This is a genomic window from Nonomuraea sp. CA-141351, assembly GCF_050944675.1.
Classification (GTDB): Bacteria; Actinomycetota; Actinomycetes; order Streptosporangiales; family Streptosporangiaceae; genus Nonomuraea.
Genome location: NZ_CP191982.1, coordinates 4,973,718 through 4,988,979, shown reverse-complemented (window position 1 = coordinate 4,988,979; position 15,262 = coordinate 4,973,718). Strand labels below are relative to the sequence as shown.

The following is a 15,262-nucleotide window of genomic DNA, read 5'->3' as shown; positions in this document are numbered from 1 at the left end:
CTAGGGCCGGGCTCGTAGCCGGCGTAGTCCGATCACCGCGAGGACCAGCCCGATGACGAGGACGATGGGGCCGATGACGGCCCAGGTGGTGTTGCCGCTCATCACGCTGCCGCCGACGACGCCCAGCCCTTGAAGCGTCCACAGAATGCCGACCGCGGCCAGGAGGACGCCGATGACGAGGGGAATCCATGATTTCACTGCTGATCTCGTTTCTTGCCCGGGCCAGGCGGGCGGTCTCGGCACGCTGCGATGCGACCTTCAGCATGACACGGCCGGTCCAAGCTGACACGTCCGACGTTTGCGCGGCTTCCGGCAGCACGATCACGACCGTGGATGAGGACTTACGATCGGCCTATGCTGCGCATCGGAATTCTGGGGGCCGCGCGGATCGCGCCGGCCGCCCTGGTCAATCCCGGCCGCCTCGTGCCGGGGGTCGAGGTCGCCGCCGTTGCCGCCCGCGACCGGTCGAGGGCTGAGGCGTTCGCCGCCAAGCACGGCATCCCCAGGGTCCACGCCTCGTACGACGAACTGATCGCCGACCCGGCGCTCGACGCGATCTACAACCCGCTGCCCAACGCCCTGCACGCCCCCTGGACGATCCGGGCGCTGGAGGCGGGCAAGCACGTCCTGTGCGAGAAGCCGTTCACCTCGAACGAGGCCGAGGCGCGCGAGGTGGCCGAGGCCGCGGAGAAGAGCGGCACGGTGGTGATGGAGGCGTTCCACTACCGCTACCACCCGCTGGCCGAGCGCATGCGCGAGATCGTGGCGGAGCTGGGCGAGCTGCGCCTGGTCGAGGCGTGGATGTGCTTCCCGCTGCCGCGCTTCTCCGACATCCGCTACTCGCTGGAGCTGGCGGGCGGGTCGATGATGGACGCCGGGTCGTACGCCGTGCATGTGGCCAGGCTGCTGGGCGGTGATGAGCCGGCGGTCGTCGAGGCGCGGGCGCTGGAGCGCTCGCCGGGCGTCGACCGCGCCATGAGCGCCGCCCTGCGCTTCCCCTCGGGGGCCTCCGGGCGGGTGCACTCGTCGATGTGGTCGGGTATGCTGCTCAAGATCGGCGTACGGGTGCGCGGCACGCGCGGCGAGATGCGGGTGAGCAACTTCGTCGCCCCGCAGTTCTTCCACCGGCTGGCGTACACGGTGGACGGCGTGAGCCGGCGCGAGAAGGTTCCCGGCGAGGCCACCTACACCTGCCAGCTGCGCGCCTTCGAGTCGGCCGTGCGCACCGGCACGGGCAACCTCACCCCGCCCGCCGATTCCGTCGCGAACATGTCGGTCATCGACGCCATCTACCGCGCGGCCGGATTGTCGCCCCGCTGAAGAAGGCGGCCCCCTGGGCTCTTCCTGGTTGTCGCACCGGGCGGCGGCAGGGGCTACCTCAACGCGGCTTGGCCGACCGGCACGCGCGCAGCACCCGGCTCCTGCGGCGCATGCTGGAGCGCCTGGCGTCAGCGCCGGCCGGCCGGGCCGTTTCCCGGCTGCTGAGCATGCTCGGCGTCTGGTGCGTCGAGGGCATGGTGAAGGAGGTCCTTGGGTGATCGAGCGTGTTCAGCGCGCCCGGCGGGGCGGAGAGTCGGTGTGCAGCCGGATGTGGCGGAAGAGCCGCCACAAGGCGAGGTCGTAGCCAATCTTCGCGACCCCGGCGAACAGGAACGGCGCGGCCAGGCTGACCGATTGCAGTACGCCTGCCAGCGCCGGCCCCAGGGGCCTGGTGAGGTAGCGGGCGGTGTTGGTGATCGCGGCGGCGGCGGTGCGTTCCTCGGGCGGGACCATCGCCATCACGTACGCCTGCCGGGCGGGCACGTCCATCGACGACAGGCAGGCGCGCCCGAGCAGGAGGGCGATCGCCAGCGGGAGGGAGGGAGCAAACGGCACTGCGACCAGCATGACGTTGGCGGGCAGGTGGGTGAAGACCATCGTGGGCAGCAGCCCGATCCGGTTGGCCACCCGCGGCGCGGCCAGCAGCGAGGCGGTCTGGAGGATCCCGGCCACGGCGAAGGTGATCCCGATCGTGTGGGTGGTGGCCCCGAAGCGGACCGCGAGCCAGTAGCCGACATAGGCCTGGATGACGAACCCGCCGGCGAGGCTGTCGGTGGCGAACAGGCCCCCCAGGCGGGCCACCGGGCCGCGGGAGCGGGCCAGTATGCGCGATTGCGGCAGTCCGGGTGCCGGAGCCGGTGCCGGAGCTTCGACGGTGGCGGGCAGCCGGAGGGTGAGGAGCATTCCGGCGGCGGCTGTGCCGGCCAGGATGCCGCCAAGCAGTCCCCGGTCGGCGGGCAGGCTCCCCAGGAGCGCGCCGAGCGTCCCGGCGACGGCGGCGATCGCGTTGTAGAGGCCGAATCCCCGCACGATCTGCTTCTGGGGGCGGCCGGTGCCGGCCATCATGACCTGTTCCAGCGTGGTGAACGGCCCGGACTCGATGACCTCGACCGACATCGCTCCGCTGAAGGCGGCCACGGCCAGCAGCCACCAGGGCAGGCCGGTGGCGATGACCAGGCCGCACAGGAGCAGGGCGGCGTACAGGCCCGCGTAGGCACGGCGGCGGCCGAGGCGGTCGCCCCACCGAGCCAGGACCAGACTGGTGAGAAAGCTGCCGACCAGAATTGCCGCCAGCACCAGACCGACCTCGGTGGCCGACAGCCCATCGCTGCCCATGAGAGCGCCGAGCTGGACGGCGGCCACGCCGTACCCGAGACCGCGGAACGCCTGCGACGTCAGCAGCACGCCCACGGTGCGGTCGTGGGCAGCGCTCATGCCGGTTCGCTAGCCGACACGCTGGCCGGCGAGAGGATGTACGGGAAGATCCATGGTCCCGATCATGTACCGAAACCCGTCTCTGTGACGACTGTTTTATGGCATTGATTCCGGGCCTGGACGTGCCCGGCGGCGCAGTGCCGCCCCCAGCGTGGCCAGCAGCAAGGTGTTGGCGGCGAGCGGCACGCGTTCGGTGATGCCGCTGTACTGCCTGGCACCGAGCAGCCACACGGGGTCGTCGACGGGAATGAAGGTGCACAGGAACGCGGCGACGCCGACGAGACTCGCCGCCGACAACACACGTACGGGGGCCGCCAGGCGCTGCCAGCCCGGATCGGCCCGGAACCCGCGGGCCAGCCGCAGCCCGGCCAGCGGCAGGCAGACGAGTCCAGCCAGGGCGACGTAGCGGTGCAGCGCGTCGTACCAGACCGGAGGCGCCCCCACCGGAGTCATCGGGAAGATCGCGGCCAGCACCAGCCCGATGGTCCATGCGGCGATGAATGTCAGGGACAGGCGGTCGGCCGGCGCGCGGCCGTCGATGAGCGCGAATACCACGCAAACTGACGCGAACGCGAGGGCGAGCATTGTGATCCCGACCAGGCGGGCGCCGAGGCCGGTGAAGATCAGTTCGCTGAATGTGGGGCCGATCATGTCGACGCGGCCGGGCCGCCCCAGCTCGCTCGCGACCGCGGTGGCGAGCGCGCAGGCGACCCACGCCAGCGAGGTGCCGGCGAGCATCCGGCCAAGCCGTCCGGGCGACCTGGCATCGCGGGCCGCGCTGGACGTGGCGACCGCGGACGTCATCTCTGGGGTGCTCATGTCGTCAGCCTGCGGGTCATAGCCCTCGTCGCACCTCGTTCATGTGGCCGGATCCGCACCTCCTGCCGGCCGGTCTCGTACTCCATCCTGGTTAGCACTCAGGTGGTAGGAGTACGACCGGACGGTGACGCCACAGATCCTCGTTCAGGAGGATGCGGGCGCGTTCTCGTCCGATACTGGCGAGGTCGCCGCTCCTGAGGCTATCGCCGCTTGACCTCGCCGAGATGCCACGCAGCCCCGCGTGCGAAGCGGAGCGCATGGCCGGGATCGTGTTCATGACCGTCGCGGCGCAGGTGGGCATGGACTGGGTGAACAGGTAGCGCGCGCGTGGTGGAGGATTCGCGGCAAGCGGCCGAGCACGGTCTGCGCGCCGCCGTCGAGCGTGACGGCCTCGCGAGGTCCTGGCGTGGTGCAACCGCTCGCGGTCGGGCCTCACGCGCGCGCGGCGGACGGGCGACGCGAGCGATCCTAGACCAGGCGGGTGATCTGCCCGGTGTCAAGGGAGTAGTACGCACCCACGATCTTGAGTTGCCCGCGGGCGATGCGTGGTGCGAGTAGCTTGCCGGCTTTCAGCCTTGCCACGGCCTGGGTGCTGTTGATCTTGATCATTTTGTCCACGTCGCCGCGGGCGCTCTTATAGGCGGGGCGGAGTGCTTCGACGATGCGCTGGAGGTCGCCAGGAAGCGTGGTGCCCTCGTGCAGCGCGTGCGCGGCGGCCGTGACCGCCCCGCAGCGCTGGTGGCCGAGCACCACGATCAAGGGGGTGCCCAGTTCGGCCGGACCGTACTCGACGGCCCCCGATACGAGCGGGTCGATCGTCTGGGCCGCGCTGCGTACGCTCAGCAGGTCGCCGAGCCCCGCGTCGAAGACCAGTTCCGGAGCCACCCGGGAGTCGATGCAGGAGACGACCACCGCGTACGGCTCCTGCCGCCGGCCGACCTCGGCCCGTCTGGCGAGGTCCTGGTGGGGGCGGATCGAGGCATCGGCGGCCCAGCGCCGATTGCCTTCCCTGAGCCTGGCCCAAGCCTCGTCGGGGGCGGCGGGCCGACGGGCGGTCCACGTGAGGCCGTGTGCCGCCCCGCCGTCTAAGAGCAGCCCTCCAGCCGCCAGCCCGGTGGCGCCCAACATGGTACGGCGATTCATGATCTTCTCCAGCATGGATACAGTATGCAGTATGCCGAGCGCTCGCACCATCGCCAGGCGGGCGGATATGGATCCAGCCCGGGGACGGTATTCCTAGAGGTGTGGCCGTCCCCATGGCCGGCTTCCCCTCAGTCCTCCGTCCGCCCCCGTCGCCGCACGCATACTGCGCCGAGACAGCGCTCATCTCGGGACGCCTCGCCTCGGCAAGGTGTCCTGCCGGCGCTATGGAGGGGAGTGCCGTGGTGCCTGGGTTTCCCTGCGAGTGCTTGCCGCTGACGAGGCTGCCGCTACTGTGGCCGACGGTGGAGCTCGTCACGTGGTGAGCTTGACCCGCGACCACGGCATTTCGCGTCTGCATCTGCGTCTACGCCATTGACACGCGGCACCGCCGACGTCAGTTTGGGTGATCTTCCTGCGCCGGACTTGCCCCTTGCTGGGAGCAGGTGAAATTGGAGATACGGTAACAATATGCGCAGATGCGCACCGACTCGCGGGGCGGCCCGGTCCGGCCGTGCGGCTGCAACCGTCGCGGTAGGCATACGGCCGTGGCGTCTCCGGGATGGCCGGTCCCACTCGGCCACCGGCATCCGGCAGAAAGAGCGTCTTGGCGTGCACGGCGTTGCCATGTCGGCGGCCGTGTTCGCCGTGGTGGGATCGCTGGTGGCCGCCTGCGGCTCGCCGAATGCCGCACTGACCGCGAGGGCGTCAGCGGCGGTCACAGCGCTGGCTCCCGTCTCGGGCAACACGGCCGGCCACAACCGCCAGGACGTGATGTTCGCCGAGAGGATGACCCTGCACGACCGCGAGACGGTGGCCCTGGCCATGCTGGTGCCTGGCCGCGCGTTCAGCGACCAGGTCAAAGGGATCGCCGCGCAGATCGAGGTCGCTCAGATGGCGCAGATCAAGACGATGAGCGGCTGGCTCACCACATGGGGCGCGAAGGTCCCTGGCACGAAGGTGCCTGGCGCGAAGAGCAACTCCCTGGAACGCGGACTGCCGGGATCGATCTCCGGCACGGATCTGCAGCACTTCGCCCGGCTGCACAGCACGGTCTTCGATCGAGCCTACCTGCAGACGATGATCAAACATCTTCATGGAGCGATCAGCATGGCCAAGGATGAGCGCGTCCACGGCGCCTACACACCGGCAAAGCACCTGGCCACCTCGATCATCTCCACCCAGTCGGCGCAGATGGAGACAATGAGGCGGCTCCAGGCAATGAGCGTCGAGCAGGGACACGCCTAGTTCCTTCTGCAGGTGGCCCTGCTGGCGTGCGCCGGCCGCGTGGTTGACGGGTATCCCGCCTGTCCGTGCTTTGACCGGCACATAGCCGCCGTGATCAACCAGTTCCTCGACGACCGGCTCGGTCAGGTGGGGGAAGAAGACCTGCAGGCACGCCTGCGCGGGCCCGTTACCTCCTCGCGATCAACCCGGGAGGCTCGCCACCATCCGATCCTGGGCCGCCCGCGACCGCCGGCTGACCGGTCTCCCCCCAGCGGGGGAAACTGTTCACCCGCCCGCGTGATTGTTTGGGGTCGCCGCTTGAAGATGGTAAAAGCATGGCGATCAAGTTCATGCACACGGCTCCTGCCGACAGCGACACCGAGCGGTACGTCCCTCGCTGGGCGCTGCGCGCTGCCCATTTGCTTCCGCTGCTGTTGCTACCCTCCTGCATCTGGCGGCTCCCGTTCGCCTTCGACTTCGAGATGGGCCAGATCAACGATACGGACATGCCATCGCTGTGGATCAGCGTTCCGTACGTATTCGGGCTCAGCGTGCTCTCGGAGCTGGCGGCGTTGCTGAGCATCGGCCTGGTGCGCCGCTGGGGGGAGGTCGTCCCGAACTGGATCCCGTTCGTCGGCGGCCGGCAAATCCGGCCGATGGCTGTGATCATTCCGGCAGCAGCCGGGGGGCGATCCTGTCTGTGGTGTCGGTGGAGATGGTGCTCACATGGATCGGCGCCCTTGACGGCATCGCCTATGAGAACATCTGGTGGGAGATCCTGGCCAAGGTATGCGTCAGCCCGCTGGGTCTTTGGGGCCCCATACTGCTCGCGCTGACCTACGCCTATTACGTGCGCCGCTGCCGCCCCGGCAGCGAGACCAGGCCCTGACGCCCAGTACGTCAAGGAGATGGATCGCGAGGCCGAGCACGAATATCAGACGAGGTTGTGTGGTGTGGCGCTGGTGTTTGGCTGCCATAGATGTAGTTACGGTCGGCCCGAAGACTGACCGGTCGTGACTTGCGCTATGAAGCGTCTCAGCGCGCGCGGATTCCGGATCACGTGCAACTTCGCATCACCTGCGTGAGCGGCGATCGCGGAGAGGAGGAGCGGCCGGCTCCGGCGCCGGTAGGCCCAGACCCAAAGCCAGAAGTCGGCGCGTTGCCGGGAGCGTCGGATCGCTCGCCAGGCGCAGCGCCAGAACGAGAAGTCCAGCAGGATCACGGTGTCCGCGGCTTGGAGCCGGACGTCGGGGACGTCGTAGGGGCCGAGGTCGCCATCCATGATCCAAGCCTCGGCCTGGACGAGTTCACCTTGGATGGCAACCCACCGGTCGGGAGGCGTCGCTTCAAGACCTGGGCGCCAGAAGTGCTTGTCCAGCTCGATGACGGGGAGTCCGGTGATTGCGCCCAGACGGGCCGCGAGGGTCGACTTCCCTGAACCGCCACGCCCCAGGATCACGACTCGTTTCATGGCTGTCATGGTTCCAGGCTTGATTCCGGAACGCCCGTGCGCACGAGGGCGACGAGGTGGGGTGCGGCGGCGGGGCTGCCCGCGCCGCCTGGACCGTCCGCTCTGACGTGTGGTTCCTACGTGTTCGACTGTCGGCTCTGCACCGCGGTGGCGCCGGCACGGCGTGCGGCCAGTACGAGCAGGAGCACCGCGCCGAGCCCGAAGACGATGTGGCTGATCAGGTTGACCGCAGCGTGACTCCGAGTACCAGCCAGGGTGAGGGCGCCTGCCGATCGACCCTGAGCATACGGCGGGGCAGCCGGAAGGCGAGCGCCGCGAGCGCGATCACGATCACCACGATGGACACCAGTTGCGGCACGGACGCGATGAAGGAGCTGTCCCGATAGGTGCCGTACGTCGTCACCGCGGCGCCCAGCACAGCCAGGACCGCGGCCACGGCCAGGCCGACCCGGCCCAGCCACGGCGTCGTGCGCGCCTCGCCCGCCAGTTCCTCCGCCAGCGCGATCGGCACGCTCACGCTCCACACCGTGTGCAGGCCCAGCACGAACAGTGTCCACGGCACTCCGATGCCCAGCGCGGGAATGTAACCGCTGTCGAGTAGCCGCATCCCCGCGTAGTCGGGGTTGAAGAGGACATCGTCATGATCCCCTCCTCTGACACGCCGTAGGCAAGCGCCATCAGCACGATGCTCGGCCAGCCGAGGCCCGCCCGCCGTGCCGTCTCACGTATCAGCACCGTGGCGCCGCCGTACGTGGGGGCGAGCAGGATCAGGTAGGTGAGGTGGGTGATCGGGAAGTCGCCGAGCAGGAACTCGGCGACCAGCGGAGAGAGCAGGGCCAGCCCGAGAGCGGGGATGATTCGACGCATGGCGCCAACCCCTGGTCGCGGCGCTGCCGGTCGGCGTGCGCACATCCCTGCACGTAGGGTCCCGGGACGCATGGGTCAGATACGAGTCGGGTGCGGGGGCGGGCCGCCTGAGCCGGCACGCCCCCGCCGCGGTGTTCGTGTCAAGCCGCCCGGAGCAGCCGGGCACCGTGCGGCAAAGGAGGTCTCGCTGTTCTTCCGTCGGGGGCCCGTGACCGAGTCCCGATCAGCTCGCGACCTTGACGGTGGCGGTGCGGCCGCCGAGCACCGGCACCAGGGCGACGGTGTACCTGACGCCGTCGATCACCTTGGGCAGACCGAGGACGCGGTGGCCGTTGACCTCGAGCCGCCGGTGCTCCCCCTGGAAGCGGGCCTCCCAGACGCGCGGCGTGCGCGACCCGTTGGTGAACGTCGTGGACGTGTGCCCGTCGTGCCGTACGGTCACCGTGCCGTCGCCCACGGGCACGCCGGCCACCTGGAGCCAGCCGATGTCGGCGGGCAGGCGCGACTGGGTGGCGACGGTGTGCCGGGGCGCGTCCGGCTGGATGCCCATGAGCCCCTCGACCGTCTGGCTGACCAGGGTGAACGGCACCTCCGGGTAGTCGCCGTTCAGTCCCTGGCGGCTGTTGACGTGCCCGGTCCCGCGCTGCTCGTAGATGTGTCTCATCCACTTCCAGGCGGTCTCGTTGCGGTTGTGCCTGAAGAACGTGTCGGGCAGGTACGTGATCGCCTCGATGTTGCGCGGCCGCCCCGCGCCGGTCGCCTCGGCATCGATGAAGTCGAGGTACGCGTCGTTGCGCGGCCCGGCGTCGATGATGCCCTTCATCGGCATGAACCAGCTGTTCTCCTTGCCGAAGCCGGTCAGCGGGGTCCCGTCGACCGTGTACGCGCGGACGAACTCGCCGGAGCCCGGCTTCACGCTCCAGGTCTGGTTGAAGTACGCCTTGAGATCGCGGGCCTGCTCGGCCGCCTTGCGCGACGTGCTGAGGTCGCGCTTGTCGAGGGCGAGCTCGGCCAGGGCCCGGTACGCCTGGTACTGGGCGCCGATCGCGTCGCCGGCCTCGGCCAGTGGCTCGCCGCTGACCTCGTTGTAGCTGGCCGCGCCCTGGAAGATTCCCTTCCCCGTGCCCTCGGCGACCTGGACGGGGCCGTTGGGGATCTGGCCGTCGTGCAGGGTGACGAAGTCGCCGGTCGCGTGCTGGTAGTAGGACCAGAACACCGGGTCGTCGAGATAGTCCCGGTCGCCGGTCCATCTGAACGCCTGGTTGGCCTTCTCCACCAGCTCGAACGTGGCGGGCACCTCGCGGACGAAGTTGGTGGGTGAGCGGTAGTCGATGGCCAGGTAGGTCTTGGCGTCGAAGTTCAGCGCCCAGACCGGGTAGTACTTGTGCTCCTCGGTCGCCGAGGCGGCGAAGGACCGGAGCATGTTCTTGTTCTCCTGGTCCAGGCCGAGGATGTGGGCCCCGGCCAGCTGGTGGGCGAAGTCGCGCGAGTAGTCGCCGGTGCGGTGGGCGTACCCGGCCCATTGACCTGCTCCCCGCCCTGAAGGGACGGGGATTCCCGTGCCACTATGCGGCAGCTCGTGCCGCGTGCGCGGCCCGTGCTGTGGAACGGGGTGCTTGACGTTTCGCGGACCCGGGTGGGTCTCCACGCCCTGAGACGACCAGCCCGGCCGCCTGTCCTTTGCTCTTGATGTTCCTCGCCCCGACGATGTCGGCGTGCTCGGTGTGCCCGCAAGAAGTGCAGGAGAAGATCGCTTGGCTCTTGCGACTCTTCTCCTCCACCTTCCCGCACACAGGTTCCGGGCACGTCTGGGACGTGTACGCGGGGTTGATCTTATGGATGGCGCTGCCGGTGTAGCGTGCCTTGGAGCGAAGGGCGACTTCCAGGCCATACCAGCCCTTGTCGAGAATCGCCTTGTTGAGCCCGGATTTCGCCGCCGCGCCGTTTCGCAGGAACCTGCCCGGCCGGTCAGGGTCGGGCTTGGGCTTGACGGCCGCGCTCATGCCCTTGGTGTTTCAGGTCTTCGATGACCACGTGCCCGTACCTGCGGGTGAGCCGGTGCGCGGCTTGGGCGTTGAAGTCAGCGCGCCGCCACCGGACTCGCCGCATGATCTCACTCATCGCGGCCATGACCGTCTTGCGCCGCTTCGATCCCTTCTTTGTGCGGGCGAGTCGGCGTTGCAGCCGTAGATACCGTTCCGCTTGGCCGGGCGTGAGATACCCCAGGTCGTCCTTCCGGTCCTGTTGCGTCTCCCGTGGCAGCTGTCTGGAGGAGACACCGCCGGTTCCGGCGTGGCGGCGGTCGAAGAACTCCCCGTCTGAGGTCACGGCGGCCGTGACCACCCCCCGGTCCACGCCCACCCATTGAGGGCACGCGTGTTCCTCACGCTCGATGATCCCATCCTCGAGCAGGAAGCTGATGAACCAGTGCTTGCCGTCCCAGGACACGGTCGCGGACTTGACGGTCCCTGCGAGCGGGCGCGACATCCGAAACCGCGCCCACCCGAACTTGGGCAGGAACACCCGCCCCCACTTACGGGCGATCCGCTCTACGGGCAGGTGCTTGGCGGTGGGGAACCGAAACGACGGCCGCCACTTCGCCTTCGACTTCCAGTGCACCTTCCACGTGCCATGCTTGCGGCACGCCTGGTCCAGGTCCTTGAGGGTCTGCTGGTGGGTCTGCTGGATCACCTGGGCGGGGGCGTCAGCGAGCCAGTCGCAGTACGGGTCCTTCTTCGCCTCGGCGAGTTGCCTGCACTGCTCGGCGTAGGTGATCCACTCCCCGCGCCGCCGGTATTCCCGCCGTTGTTCGAGACCGGTGTTCCACACGGCCCGGCAGATCCCGCCCAGCCTTTCGGCGAACGCCCGCTGCCCGAAGTCGAACTCCAGGCGGTACTTCCGGCCCGCCAACATGCGCAACACCCCCCGTCTCCCATGGGACGCTCACGGCTCACCGACTCGAACACATTATCATCCGGTCTATGAGCCAGGAAGTGGAATATCGACGAGGCAGGCACGTGGTTTCCGCGATGCACGTCCATCTGGTCTTTGTCACCAAATATCGCAGAAACGTGTTCGACGACGCGATGCTGCGCCGCTGCCAAGACATCATGATCGAGGTATGCGACAGCTTCGAGGCCGAACTCCGCGACTTCAACGGCGAACACGACCACGTCCACCTACTCATCCACTACCCGCCCAAAGTCTCGATCAGCAAACTCGTCAACGCGTTGAAGGGCGTCTCCTCCCACTACCTGCGCAAGGAATTCACCGGCCGGCTCAACCGCGCCATCATGCACGGCCCCTTCTGGTCACCCAGCTACCTCGCCGCCTCCTGCGACGGAGCGCCACTATCGATCATCAGGCAGTACATCGAACAGCAGCGCCACCCCACCTGAGGTTCCAGGTCCACGCTCCAGGATGCCCACCCACGGCGCGCCATCCCCCAAAAGGGGACCGCATACATCCCCGGCCTGAAGTCCGAGGCTTTCTGCGGACCTTCGGTAGCTGGCGGCGTAGACGCCCTCCCCGGTGCCGCCGGGCGTGCGCTCGTCCACGTTGAGCAGGCCGGGGACGCCGTTCTGATGCACCCAGCTGCCTGCCTTGGCCTTGGGGCTGATTCCCGGCGGATCGCCTGGACCGTGTGGCGGGGACTACAGGCTCTCGTCGCTCTCGGCTGTCGCCAGCTGTCCCGTGGGCGGCAGGCCCAGCGCGACCGAGAGCTCGCGTGCGGCCTTCAGCACGGCGCCGCCCATCTCGTGCAGGCGGTCCGACGGGGCCGCACGCGTGACGGACACACTGATCGCCGCCGTGATCAGTCCCCGGTGGTCCCGCACGGGCGCCGACACCCCGGCGGTACTGTCGTCCAGCTCGACGTCCGAGATCGCGTAACCGGCCGAACGCACATGGGCGAGATCGGCCAGCCACTTCTCCTCACTACCGACCGCGGTGTCCAGCCCGGAGGGCAGGGTGGCCCGCAGGAGCGCCAGGACCTGACGGTCATCCCACTCGGCGAGCAGCGATCGTCCCGCGGCCGCCATGATCACCGGCACCGAGACCCCCTCCCAGACCCGGTGGTGAGCCCGCGATGACGGCACTGACATCAGCGTCAGGACCCTGTTGCCGCGCAGCACGCAGAGATAGGCGTCATCGTCGAAGGCGGCGGCCAGGCGTCGCAGGAACGGCGCGGCCACCTGGACGAGCCGGGACTGCTGGGTCCTGGCGGCGAGCGCGAACAACCGCCATCCGAGGTGGTAGCGCCGGGTGAGCGGATCCCGTTCGACCATGCCCTCGAGCTCGAGTGCGCGCAGAGCTCGGGAGACCTGACTCTTCTCCCTGCCCAGCCGTTGCGCGATCCAGCTGACCCCGAACCCGTCAGCATCCCGGCCATCGCCGTGACCAGCGAGCACATCGAGGATTTCCATGTCCCGGCGCAACCCGGCCGACGACACTGGCGGCTTCTCGCTCATCCCCATCCGTTCGTGACAGAAGTATTGCACTACCGTTGCACTGATTGCACCTTATTTTGCACTGACCGCAACAGTTAGCGTACGTTTGCGTACTCATGCAAGCGTAGCGAAGGCGGTAGCACCATGAATTTCAGCGAGTACGTGGCCTCACGCTGGGACACCCTCTCGCTGGCAGCCGCCGAGCACGCCCTGGTCGTGATGATCGCCATCGCCGTCGCCACCGTCGTCGGGGTCGGCATCGGACTGCTCACCTACGACTCCCCGAGAGCGCGGAGTGGCTCGATCACGATCTCCGCGGCGATCCTGACGGTCCCCTCGCTCGCATTGCTCACCCTGCTCATCCCCATCACCGGGCTCGGCTGGGGATCCACGCTGGTCGCCCTCACCGCGTACGCCTTCCTGCCGATCATCCGCAACACGGTCACCGGGCTGCGCGGCCTGGACGCGGCCACCGTCGAGGCCGGCCGCGGGATGGGCCTGAGCCGTCCGCGGCTGCTGCTGCGGGTGCAGTTGCCGCTGGCCTGGCCGCTGATCCTGGCCGGGATACGCATATCGGCGCAGATGATGATCGGGATCGCCGCCGTCGCCGCCTTCGTCGACGGGCCCGGCCTGGGCACGCAGATCTTCGAGGGACTGTCCCGGCTCGGATCGGTGAACTCACTCAACGCCACCCTCGCGGGAACGCTCGGCATCGTGATCATCGCCGTCCTGTTCGACCTGTTCTTCTTCGCCGTCCACCAGCTGACCACCCCGAGGGGGCTTCGTGTTCGACCGTGAATCCGAGGGCGTACGCATCGAGCTGCGCTCGCTGACCAAGCGCTATCCGGGCCAGCCGGCCCCAGCGGTCGACCACGTCAGCATGGACATCCCCGCCGGGGAGCTCGTCGTCTTCGTCGGGCCGTCGGGCTGCGGCAAGACGACCACCATGAAAATGATCAATCGTCTGGTCGAGCCCACCTCGGGCGAGATCCGCATCGGCGGCGAGGACGCGCTGACCCTGGACCCGGACGAGCTGCGCAGGCACGTCGGGTACGCCATCCAGCAGGTGGGGCTGTTCCCGCACCTGACCATCGCCCAGAACATCGGCATGGTCCCCAAACTGCTCGGCTGGCCGCGGGCAAGGATCGCCGAGCGGGTCGAGGAGCTGCTGGCGCTGGTGAGCCTGGAGCCGTCGGCCTTCCACGACCGATACCCGCGCCAGCTCTCCGGCGGCCAGCAGCAGCGCGTGGGCGTCGCCCGGGCGCTGGCCGCCGACCCGCCCGTGATGCTCATGGACGAGCCGTTCGGGGCCACCGACCCGATCACCCGCGAGCACCTTCAGAACGAGTTCGTCAAGCTGCAGAAACAGCTGCGCAAGACCATCATCTTCGTCACCCACGACTTCGAAGAGGCCATCAAGCTGGGTGATCGCATCGCCGTGTTGCGAGAAGGGTCGCACATCGCCCAGTACGACACGCCCGCGGCGATCCTGAGCAATCCCGCCGACGACTACGTCGCGGGCTTCATCGGCCAGGACGCCACGCTCAAGCGGCTCGCGTTGCTGCGCGTGGCGGACGTGCCGGTCACGAGCTCGCTGCCGGACAGCCTTCTGCCGCAGATCACCGTGGACGCGAGCCTGCGAGAGGCACTGGACCTCATGCTGGCGCACGGCACCGATCGCTGCAGTTCGCCCGCCGGCGTGCTCACCTACGCCACGCTGTGCGCGGCCGTAGGCAGCCGGCCCGAGGAGGCGGTCTCCAGTGACCGCTGAAACGCTGGCCGCCGCCCCGGCCCGGGCCGTGGCGCGTACCGCCGGCGGCCTTCGCCACGTCATCACGCCCGCCGCCATCTGCGTCGCGCTGGCCGCGCTGTACGTCTGGATCGGAACGCTGGAGCTCGACTCCATCGAGCAGCGCAGCCTCAACCGGTCGGTGATCCTGGCCAAGGCCGTCGAGCACCTGGAGATGACGCTCGCCGCCACGGCCCTCGTCGTGGTCATCGCGATCCCGCTCGGCGTGGTGGCCTCCCGGGCCAGGAACCGGTTCATCGCGCCGGCCATCCTCACCGTGGGCAACCTGGGCCAGGCGGTCCCCTGCATCGGCCTGCTCGTGCTGTGCACGTTCCTGATGGGCGTGGGCTTCCAGACCGCGCTGGTCGGCCTCGTCGCGTACGCCGTGCTCCCGGTGCTGCGCAACACGATGGTCGGCGTGCAGCAGGTCGATCCGGCCCTCATCCAGGCCGCCCGCGGCATGGGCATGACCAAGGGCCAGGTCCTGCGCCGGGTGGAGCTCAAGCTCGCCGTGCCCGCGATCCTGGCCGGGCTGCGTACCGCGCTCGTGCTGACCGTCGGCGTCGCCACTCTGGGCGCGTTCGTCGCCGCCGGCGGCTTCGGCGAGCTCATCATCAACGGGCTCAAGCTGAACCGCATGCCCGTGACCATCGTCGGCGGTGTGCTGACCGCGTGCATCGCCTTCTTCATCGACTGGCTGGGCGGCCTCGCAGAGAAACTGCTCAAGCCGCGCGGCATGTGAACTTC

General features: G+C 68.8%; 19 protein-coding genes. 8 read left to right on the top strand and 11 right to left on the bottom strand.

Annotation, left to right across the window (positions count from 1 at the left end; translation table 11 throughout):
- Positions 1 to 198, bottom strand: coding sequence for a hypothetical protein (locus ACQPWU_RS23555; protein WP_433443573.1), 198 nt, complete (start codon positions 196 to 198; stop codon positions 1 to 3).
- Between the two features lie 156 nt (positions 199 to 354).
- Here ACQPWU_RS23555 and ACQPWU_RS23550 point away from each other — a divergent pair, with 156 nt between their 5' ends.
- A complete protein-coding gene (locus tag ACQPWU_RS23550) occupies positions 355 to 1,320 on the top strand; it encodes a Gfo/Idh/MocA family protein (protein ID WP_433443570.1) in 966 nt (321 codons plus the stop codon).
- A 68-nt stretch (positions 1,321 to 1,388) separates the two neighbouring features.
- Complete coding sequence (locus ACQPWU_RS23545) at positions 1,389 to 1,538, top strand: hypothetical protein (RefSeq protein WP_433443567.1); 150 nt, start codon at positions 1,389 to 1,391, stop codon at positions 1,536 to 1,538.
- Positions 1,539 to 1,548: 10 nt separating this feature from the next.
- Here ACQPWU_RS23545 and ACQPWU_RS23540 read toward each other — a convergent pair whose 3' ends face one another.
- The 3 genes from ACQPWU_RS23540 to ACQPWU_RS23530 form a co-directional block, all read right to left on the bottom strand.
- The gene (locus tag ACQPWU_RS23540) at positions 1,549 to 2,754 is read right to left on the bottom strand and encodes an MFS transporter (RefSeq protein WP_433443564.1); all 1,206 of its coding nucleotides are present in this window, start codon (positions 2,752 to 2,754) and stop codon (positions 1,549 to 1,551) included.
- 96 nt (positions 2,755 to 2,850) lie between these two features.
- A complete protein-coding gene (locus ACQPWU_RS23535; protein WP_433443562.1) occupies positions 2,851 to 3,573 on the bottom strand; it encodes a DUF998 domain-containing protein in 723 nt (240 codons plus the stop codon).
- 468 nt (positions 3,574 to 4,041) lie between these two features.
- The gene (locus ACQPWU_RS23530) at positions 4,042 to 4,731 is read right to left on the bottom strand and encodes a carbonic anhydrase (protein ID WP_433443560.1); all 690 of its coding nucleotides are present in this window, start codon (positions 4,729 to 4,731) and stop codon (positions 4,042 to 4,044) included.
- Between the two features lie 594 nt (positions 4,732 to 5,325).
- Here ACQPWU_RS23530 and ACQPWU_RS23525 point away from each other — a divergent pair.
- Together ACQPWU_RS23525 and ACQPWU_RS23520 are read left to right on the top strand one after the other, a co-directional pair.
- A complete protein-coding gene (locus ACQPWU_RS23525; protein WP_433443558.1) occupies positions 5,326 to 5,961 on the top strand; it encodes a DUF305 domain-containing protein in 636 nt (211 codons plus the stop codon).
- A 682-nt stretch (positions 5,962 to 6,643) separates the two neighbouring features.
- On the top strand, positions 6,644 to 6,829 hold the full coding sequence (locus tag ACQPWU_RS23520; RefSeq protein ID WP_433443555.1) for a hypothetical protein: 186 nt from the start codon (positions 6,644 to 6,646) through the stop codon (positions 6,827 to 6,829).
- A gap of 96 nt (positions 6,830 to 6,925) precedes the next feature.
- On the opposite strand, the gene ACQPWU_RS23515 is transcribed toward ACQPWU_RS23520, so the two are convergent.
- The 6 genes from ACQPWU_RS23515 to ACQPWU_RS23490 all read right to left on the bottom strand — a co-directional run bounded on the left by ACQPWU_RS23515 (position 6,926) and on the right by ACQPWU_RS23490 (position 11,191).
- Positions 6,926 to 7,411: a hypothetical protein gene (locus tag ACQPWU_RS23515; RefSeq protein ID WP_433443552.1), complete on the bottom strand. Its 486-nt coding sequence runs from the start codon at positions 7,409 to 7,411 to the stop codon at positions 6,926 to 6,928.
- 217 nt (positions 7,412 to 7,628) lie between these two features.
- Positions 7,629 to 8,018 carry a hypothetical protein gene (locus tag ACQPWU_RS23510; RefSeq protein ID WP_433443550.1) on the bottom strand — a complete coding sequence of 130 codons (390 nt, stop codon included), beginning with the start codon at positions 8,016 to 8,018 and terminating at the stop codon, positions 7,629 to 7,631.
- Positions 7,925 to 8,278: a hypothetical protein gene (locus ACQPWU_RS23505; protein ID WP_433443548.1), complete on the bottom strand. Its 354-nt coding sequence runs from the start codon at positions 8,276 to 8,278 to the stop codon at positions 7,925 to 7,927. Before ACQPWU_RS23505 ends, ACQPWU_RS23510 begins: the two co-directional genes overlap by 94 nt.
- Positions 8,279 to 8,501: 223 nt before the next feature.
- Positions 8,502 to 9,926 carry a hypothetical protein gene (locus tag ACQPWU_RS23500; protein WP_433443546.1) on the bottom strand — a complete coding sequence of 475 codons (1,425 nt, stop codon included), beginning with the start codon at positions 9,924 to 9,926 and terminating at the stop codon, positions 8,502 to 8,504.
- Positions 9,844 to 10,281, bottom strand: a complete 438-nt coding sequence (locus tag ACQPWU_RS23495) for a zinc ribbon domain-containing protein (protein WP_433443544.1) — start codon at positions 10,279 to 10,281, stop codon at positions 9,844 to 9,846. Before ACQPWU_RS23495 ends, ACQPWU_RS23500 begins: the two co-directional genes overlap by 83 nt.
- Positions 10,247 to 11,191, bottom strand: a complete 945-nt coding sequence (locus ACQPWU_RS23490; RefSeq protein WP_433445276.1) for an RNA-guided endonuclease InsQ/TnpB family protein — start codon at positions 11,189 to 11,191, stop codon at positions 10,247 to 10,249. Before ACQPWU_RS23490 ends, ACQPWU_RS23495 begins: the two co-directional genes overlap by 35 nt.
- Before the next feature lie 68 nt (positions 11,192 to 11,259).
- Between ACQPWU_RS23490 and tnpA the strand changes: the two genes are divergently transcribed.
- Positions 11,260 to 11,676, top strand: a complete 417-nt coding sequence (tnpA, locus tag ACQPWU_RS23485; RefSeq protein WP_433443541.1) for an IS200/IS605 family transposase — start codon at positions 11,260 to 11,262, stop codon at positions 11,674 to 11,676.
- Between the two features lie 255 nt (positions 11,677 to 11,931).
- On the opposite strand, the gene ACQPWU_RS23480 is transcribed toward tnpA, so the two are convergent.
- Entirely contained in the window at positions 11,932 to 12,747 is an 816-nt protein-coding gene (locus tag ACQPWU_RS23480) for an IclR family transcriptional regulator (protein ID WP_433443538.1), read from the bottom strand.
- Positions 12,748 to 12,870: 123 nt separating this feature from the next.
- Here ACQPWU_RS23480 and ACQPWU_RS23475 point away from each other — a divergent pair, with 123 nt between their 5' ends.
- From ACQPWU_RS23475 to ACQPWU_RS23465, 3 genes are read left to right on the top strand one after another with little or no spacing between them, the layout of a single operon-like run.
- Complete coding sequence (locus ACQPWU_RS23475) at positions 12,871 to 13,524, top strand: ABC transporter permease (RefSeq protein WP_360705927.1); 654 nt, start codon at positions 12,871 to 12,873, stop codon at positions 13,522 to 13,524.
- Positions 13,511 to 14,497: an ABC transporter ATP-binding protein gene (locus ACQPWU_RS23470; protein WP_433443535.1), complete on the top strand. Its 987-nt coding sequence runs from the start codon at positions 13,511 to 13,513 to the stop codon at positions 14,495 to 14,497. Before ACQPWU_RS23475 ends, ACQPWU_RS23470 begins: the two co-directional genes overlap by 14 nt.
- Positions 14,487 to 15,257 carry an ABC transporter permease gene (locus ACQPWU_RS23465; RefSeq protein ID WP_433443533.1) on the top strand — a complete coding sequence of 257 codons (771 nt, stop codon included), beginning with the start codon at positions 14,487 to 14,489 and terminating at the stop codon, positions 15,255 to 15,257. Before ACQPWU_RS23470 ends, ACQPWU_RS23465 begins: the two co-directional genes overlap by 11 nt.
- The last annotated feature ends 5 nt before the right edge of the window (positions 15,258 to 15,262 follow it).

What these genes read in the sequence shown, in the direction of transcription:
- ACQPWU_RS23490 (WP_433445276.1), bottom strand. Translation starts at nt 11,191, where the DNA reads ATGTTGGCGGGCCGGAAGTACCGCCTGGAGTTCGACTTCGGGCAGCGG.
- ACQPWU_RS23505 (WP_433443548.1), bottom strand. Translation starts at nt 8,278, where the DNA reads ATGCGTCGAATCATCCCCGCTCTCGGGCTGGCCCTGCTCTCTCCGCTG.
- ACQPWU_RS23535 (WP_433443562.1), bottom strand. Translation starts at nt 3,573, where the DNA reads ATGAGCACCCCAGAGATGACGTCCGCGGTCGCCACGTCCAGCGCGGCC.
- tnpA (WP_433443541.1), top strand. Translation starts at nt 11,260, where the DNA reads ATGAGCCAGGAAGTGGAATATCGACGAGGCAGGCACGTGGTTTCCGCG.
- ACQPWU_RS23475 (WP_360705927.1), top strand. Translation starts at nt 12,871, where the DNA reads ATGAATTTCAGCGAGTACGTGGCCTCACGCTGGGACACCCTCTCGCTG.
- ACQPWU_RS23480 (WP_433443538.1), bottom strand. Translation starts at nt 12,747, where the DNA reads ATGAGCGAGAAGCCGCCAGTGTCGTCGGCCGGGTTGCGCCGGGACATG.
- ACQPWU_RS23530 (WP_433443560.1), bottom strand. Translation starts at nt 4,731, where the DNA reads ATGCTGGAGAAGATCATGAATCGCCGTACCATGTTGGGCGCCACCGGG.
- ACQPWU_RS23510 (WP_433443550.1), bottom strand. Translation starts at nt 8,018, where the DNA reads ATGCGGCTACTCGACAGCGGTTACATTCCCGCGCTGGGCATCGGAGTG.
- ACQPWU_RS23550 (WP_433443570.1), top strand. Translation starts at nt 355, where the DNA reads ATGCTGCGCATCGGAATTCTGGGGGCCGCGCGGATCGCGCCGGCCGCC.
- ACQPWU_RS23540 (WP_433443564.1), bottom strand. Translation starts at nt 2,754, where the DNA reads ATGAGCGCTGCCCACGACCGCACCGTGGGCGTGCTGCTGACGTCGCAG.
- ACQPWU_RS23515 (WP_433443552.1), bottom strand. Translation starts at nt 7,411, where the DNA reads ATGAAACGAGTCGTGATCCTGGGGCGTGGCGGTTCAGGGAAGTCGACC.
- ACQPWU_RS23495 (WP_433443544.1), bottom strand. Translation starts at nt 10,281, where the DNA reads ATGAGCGCGGCCGTCAAGCCCAAGCCCGACCCTGACCGGCCGGGCAGG.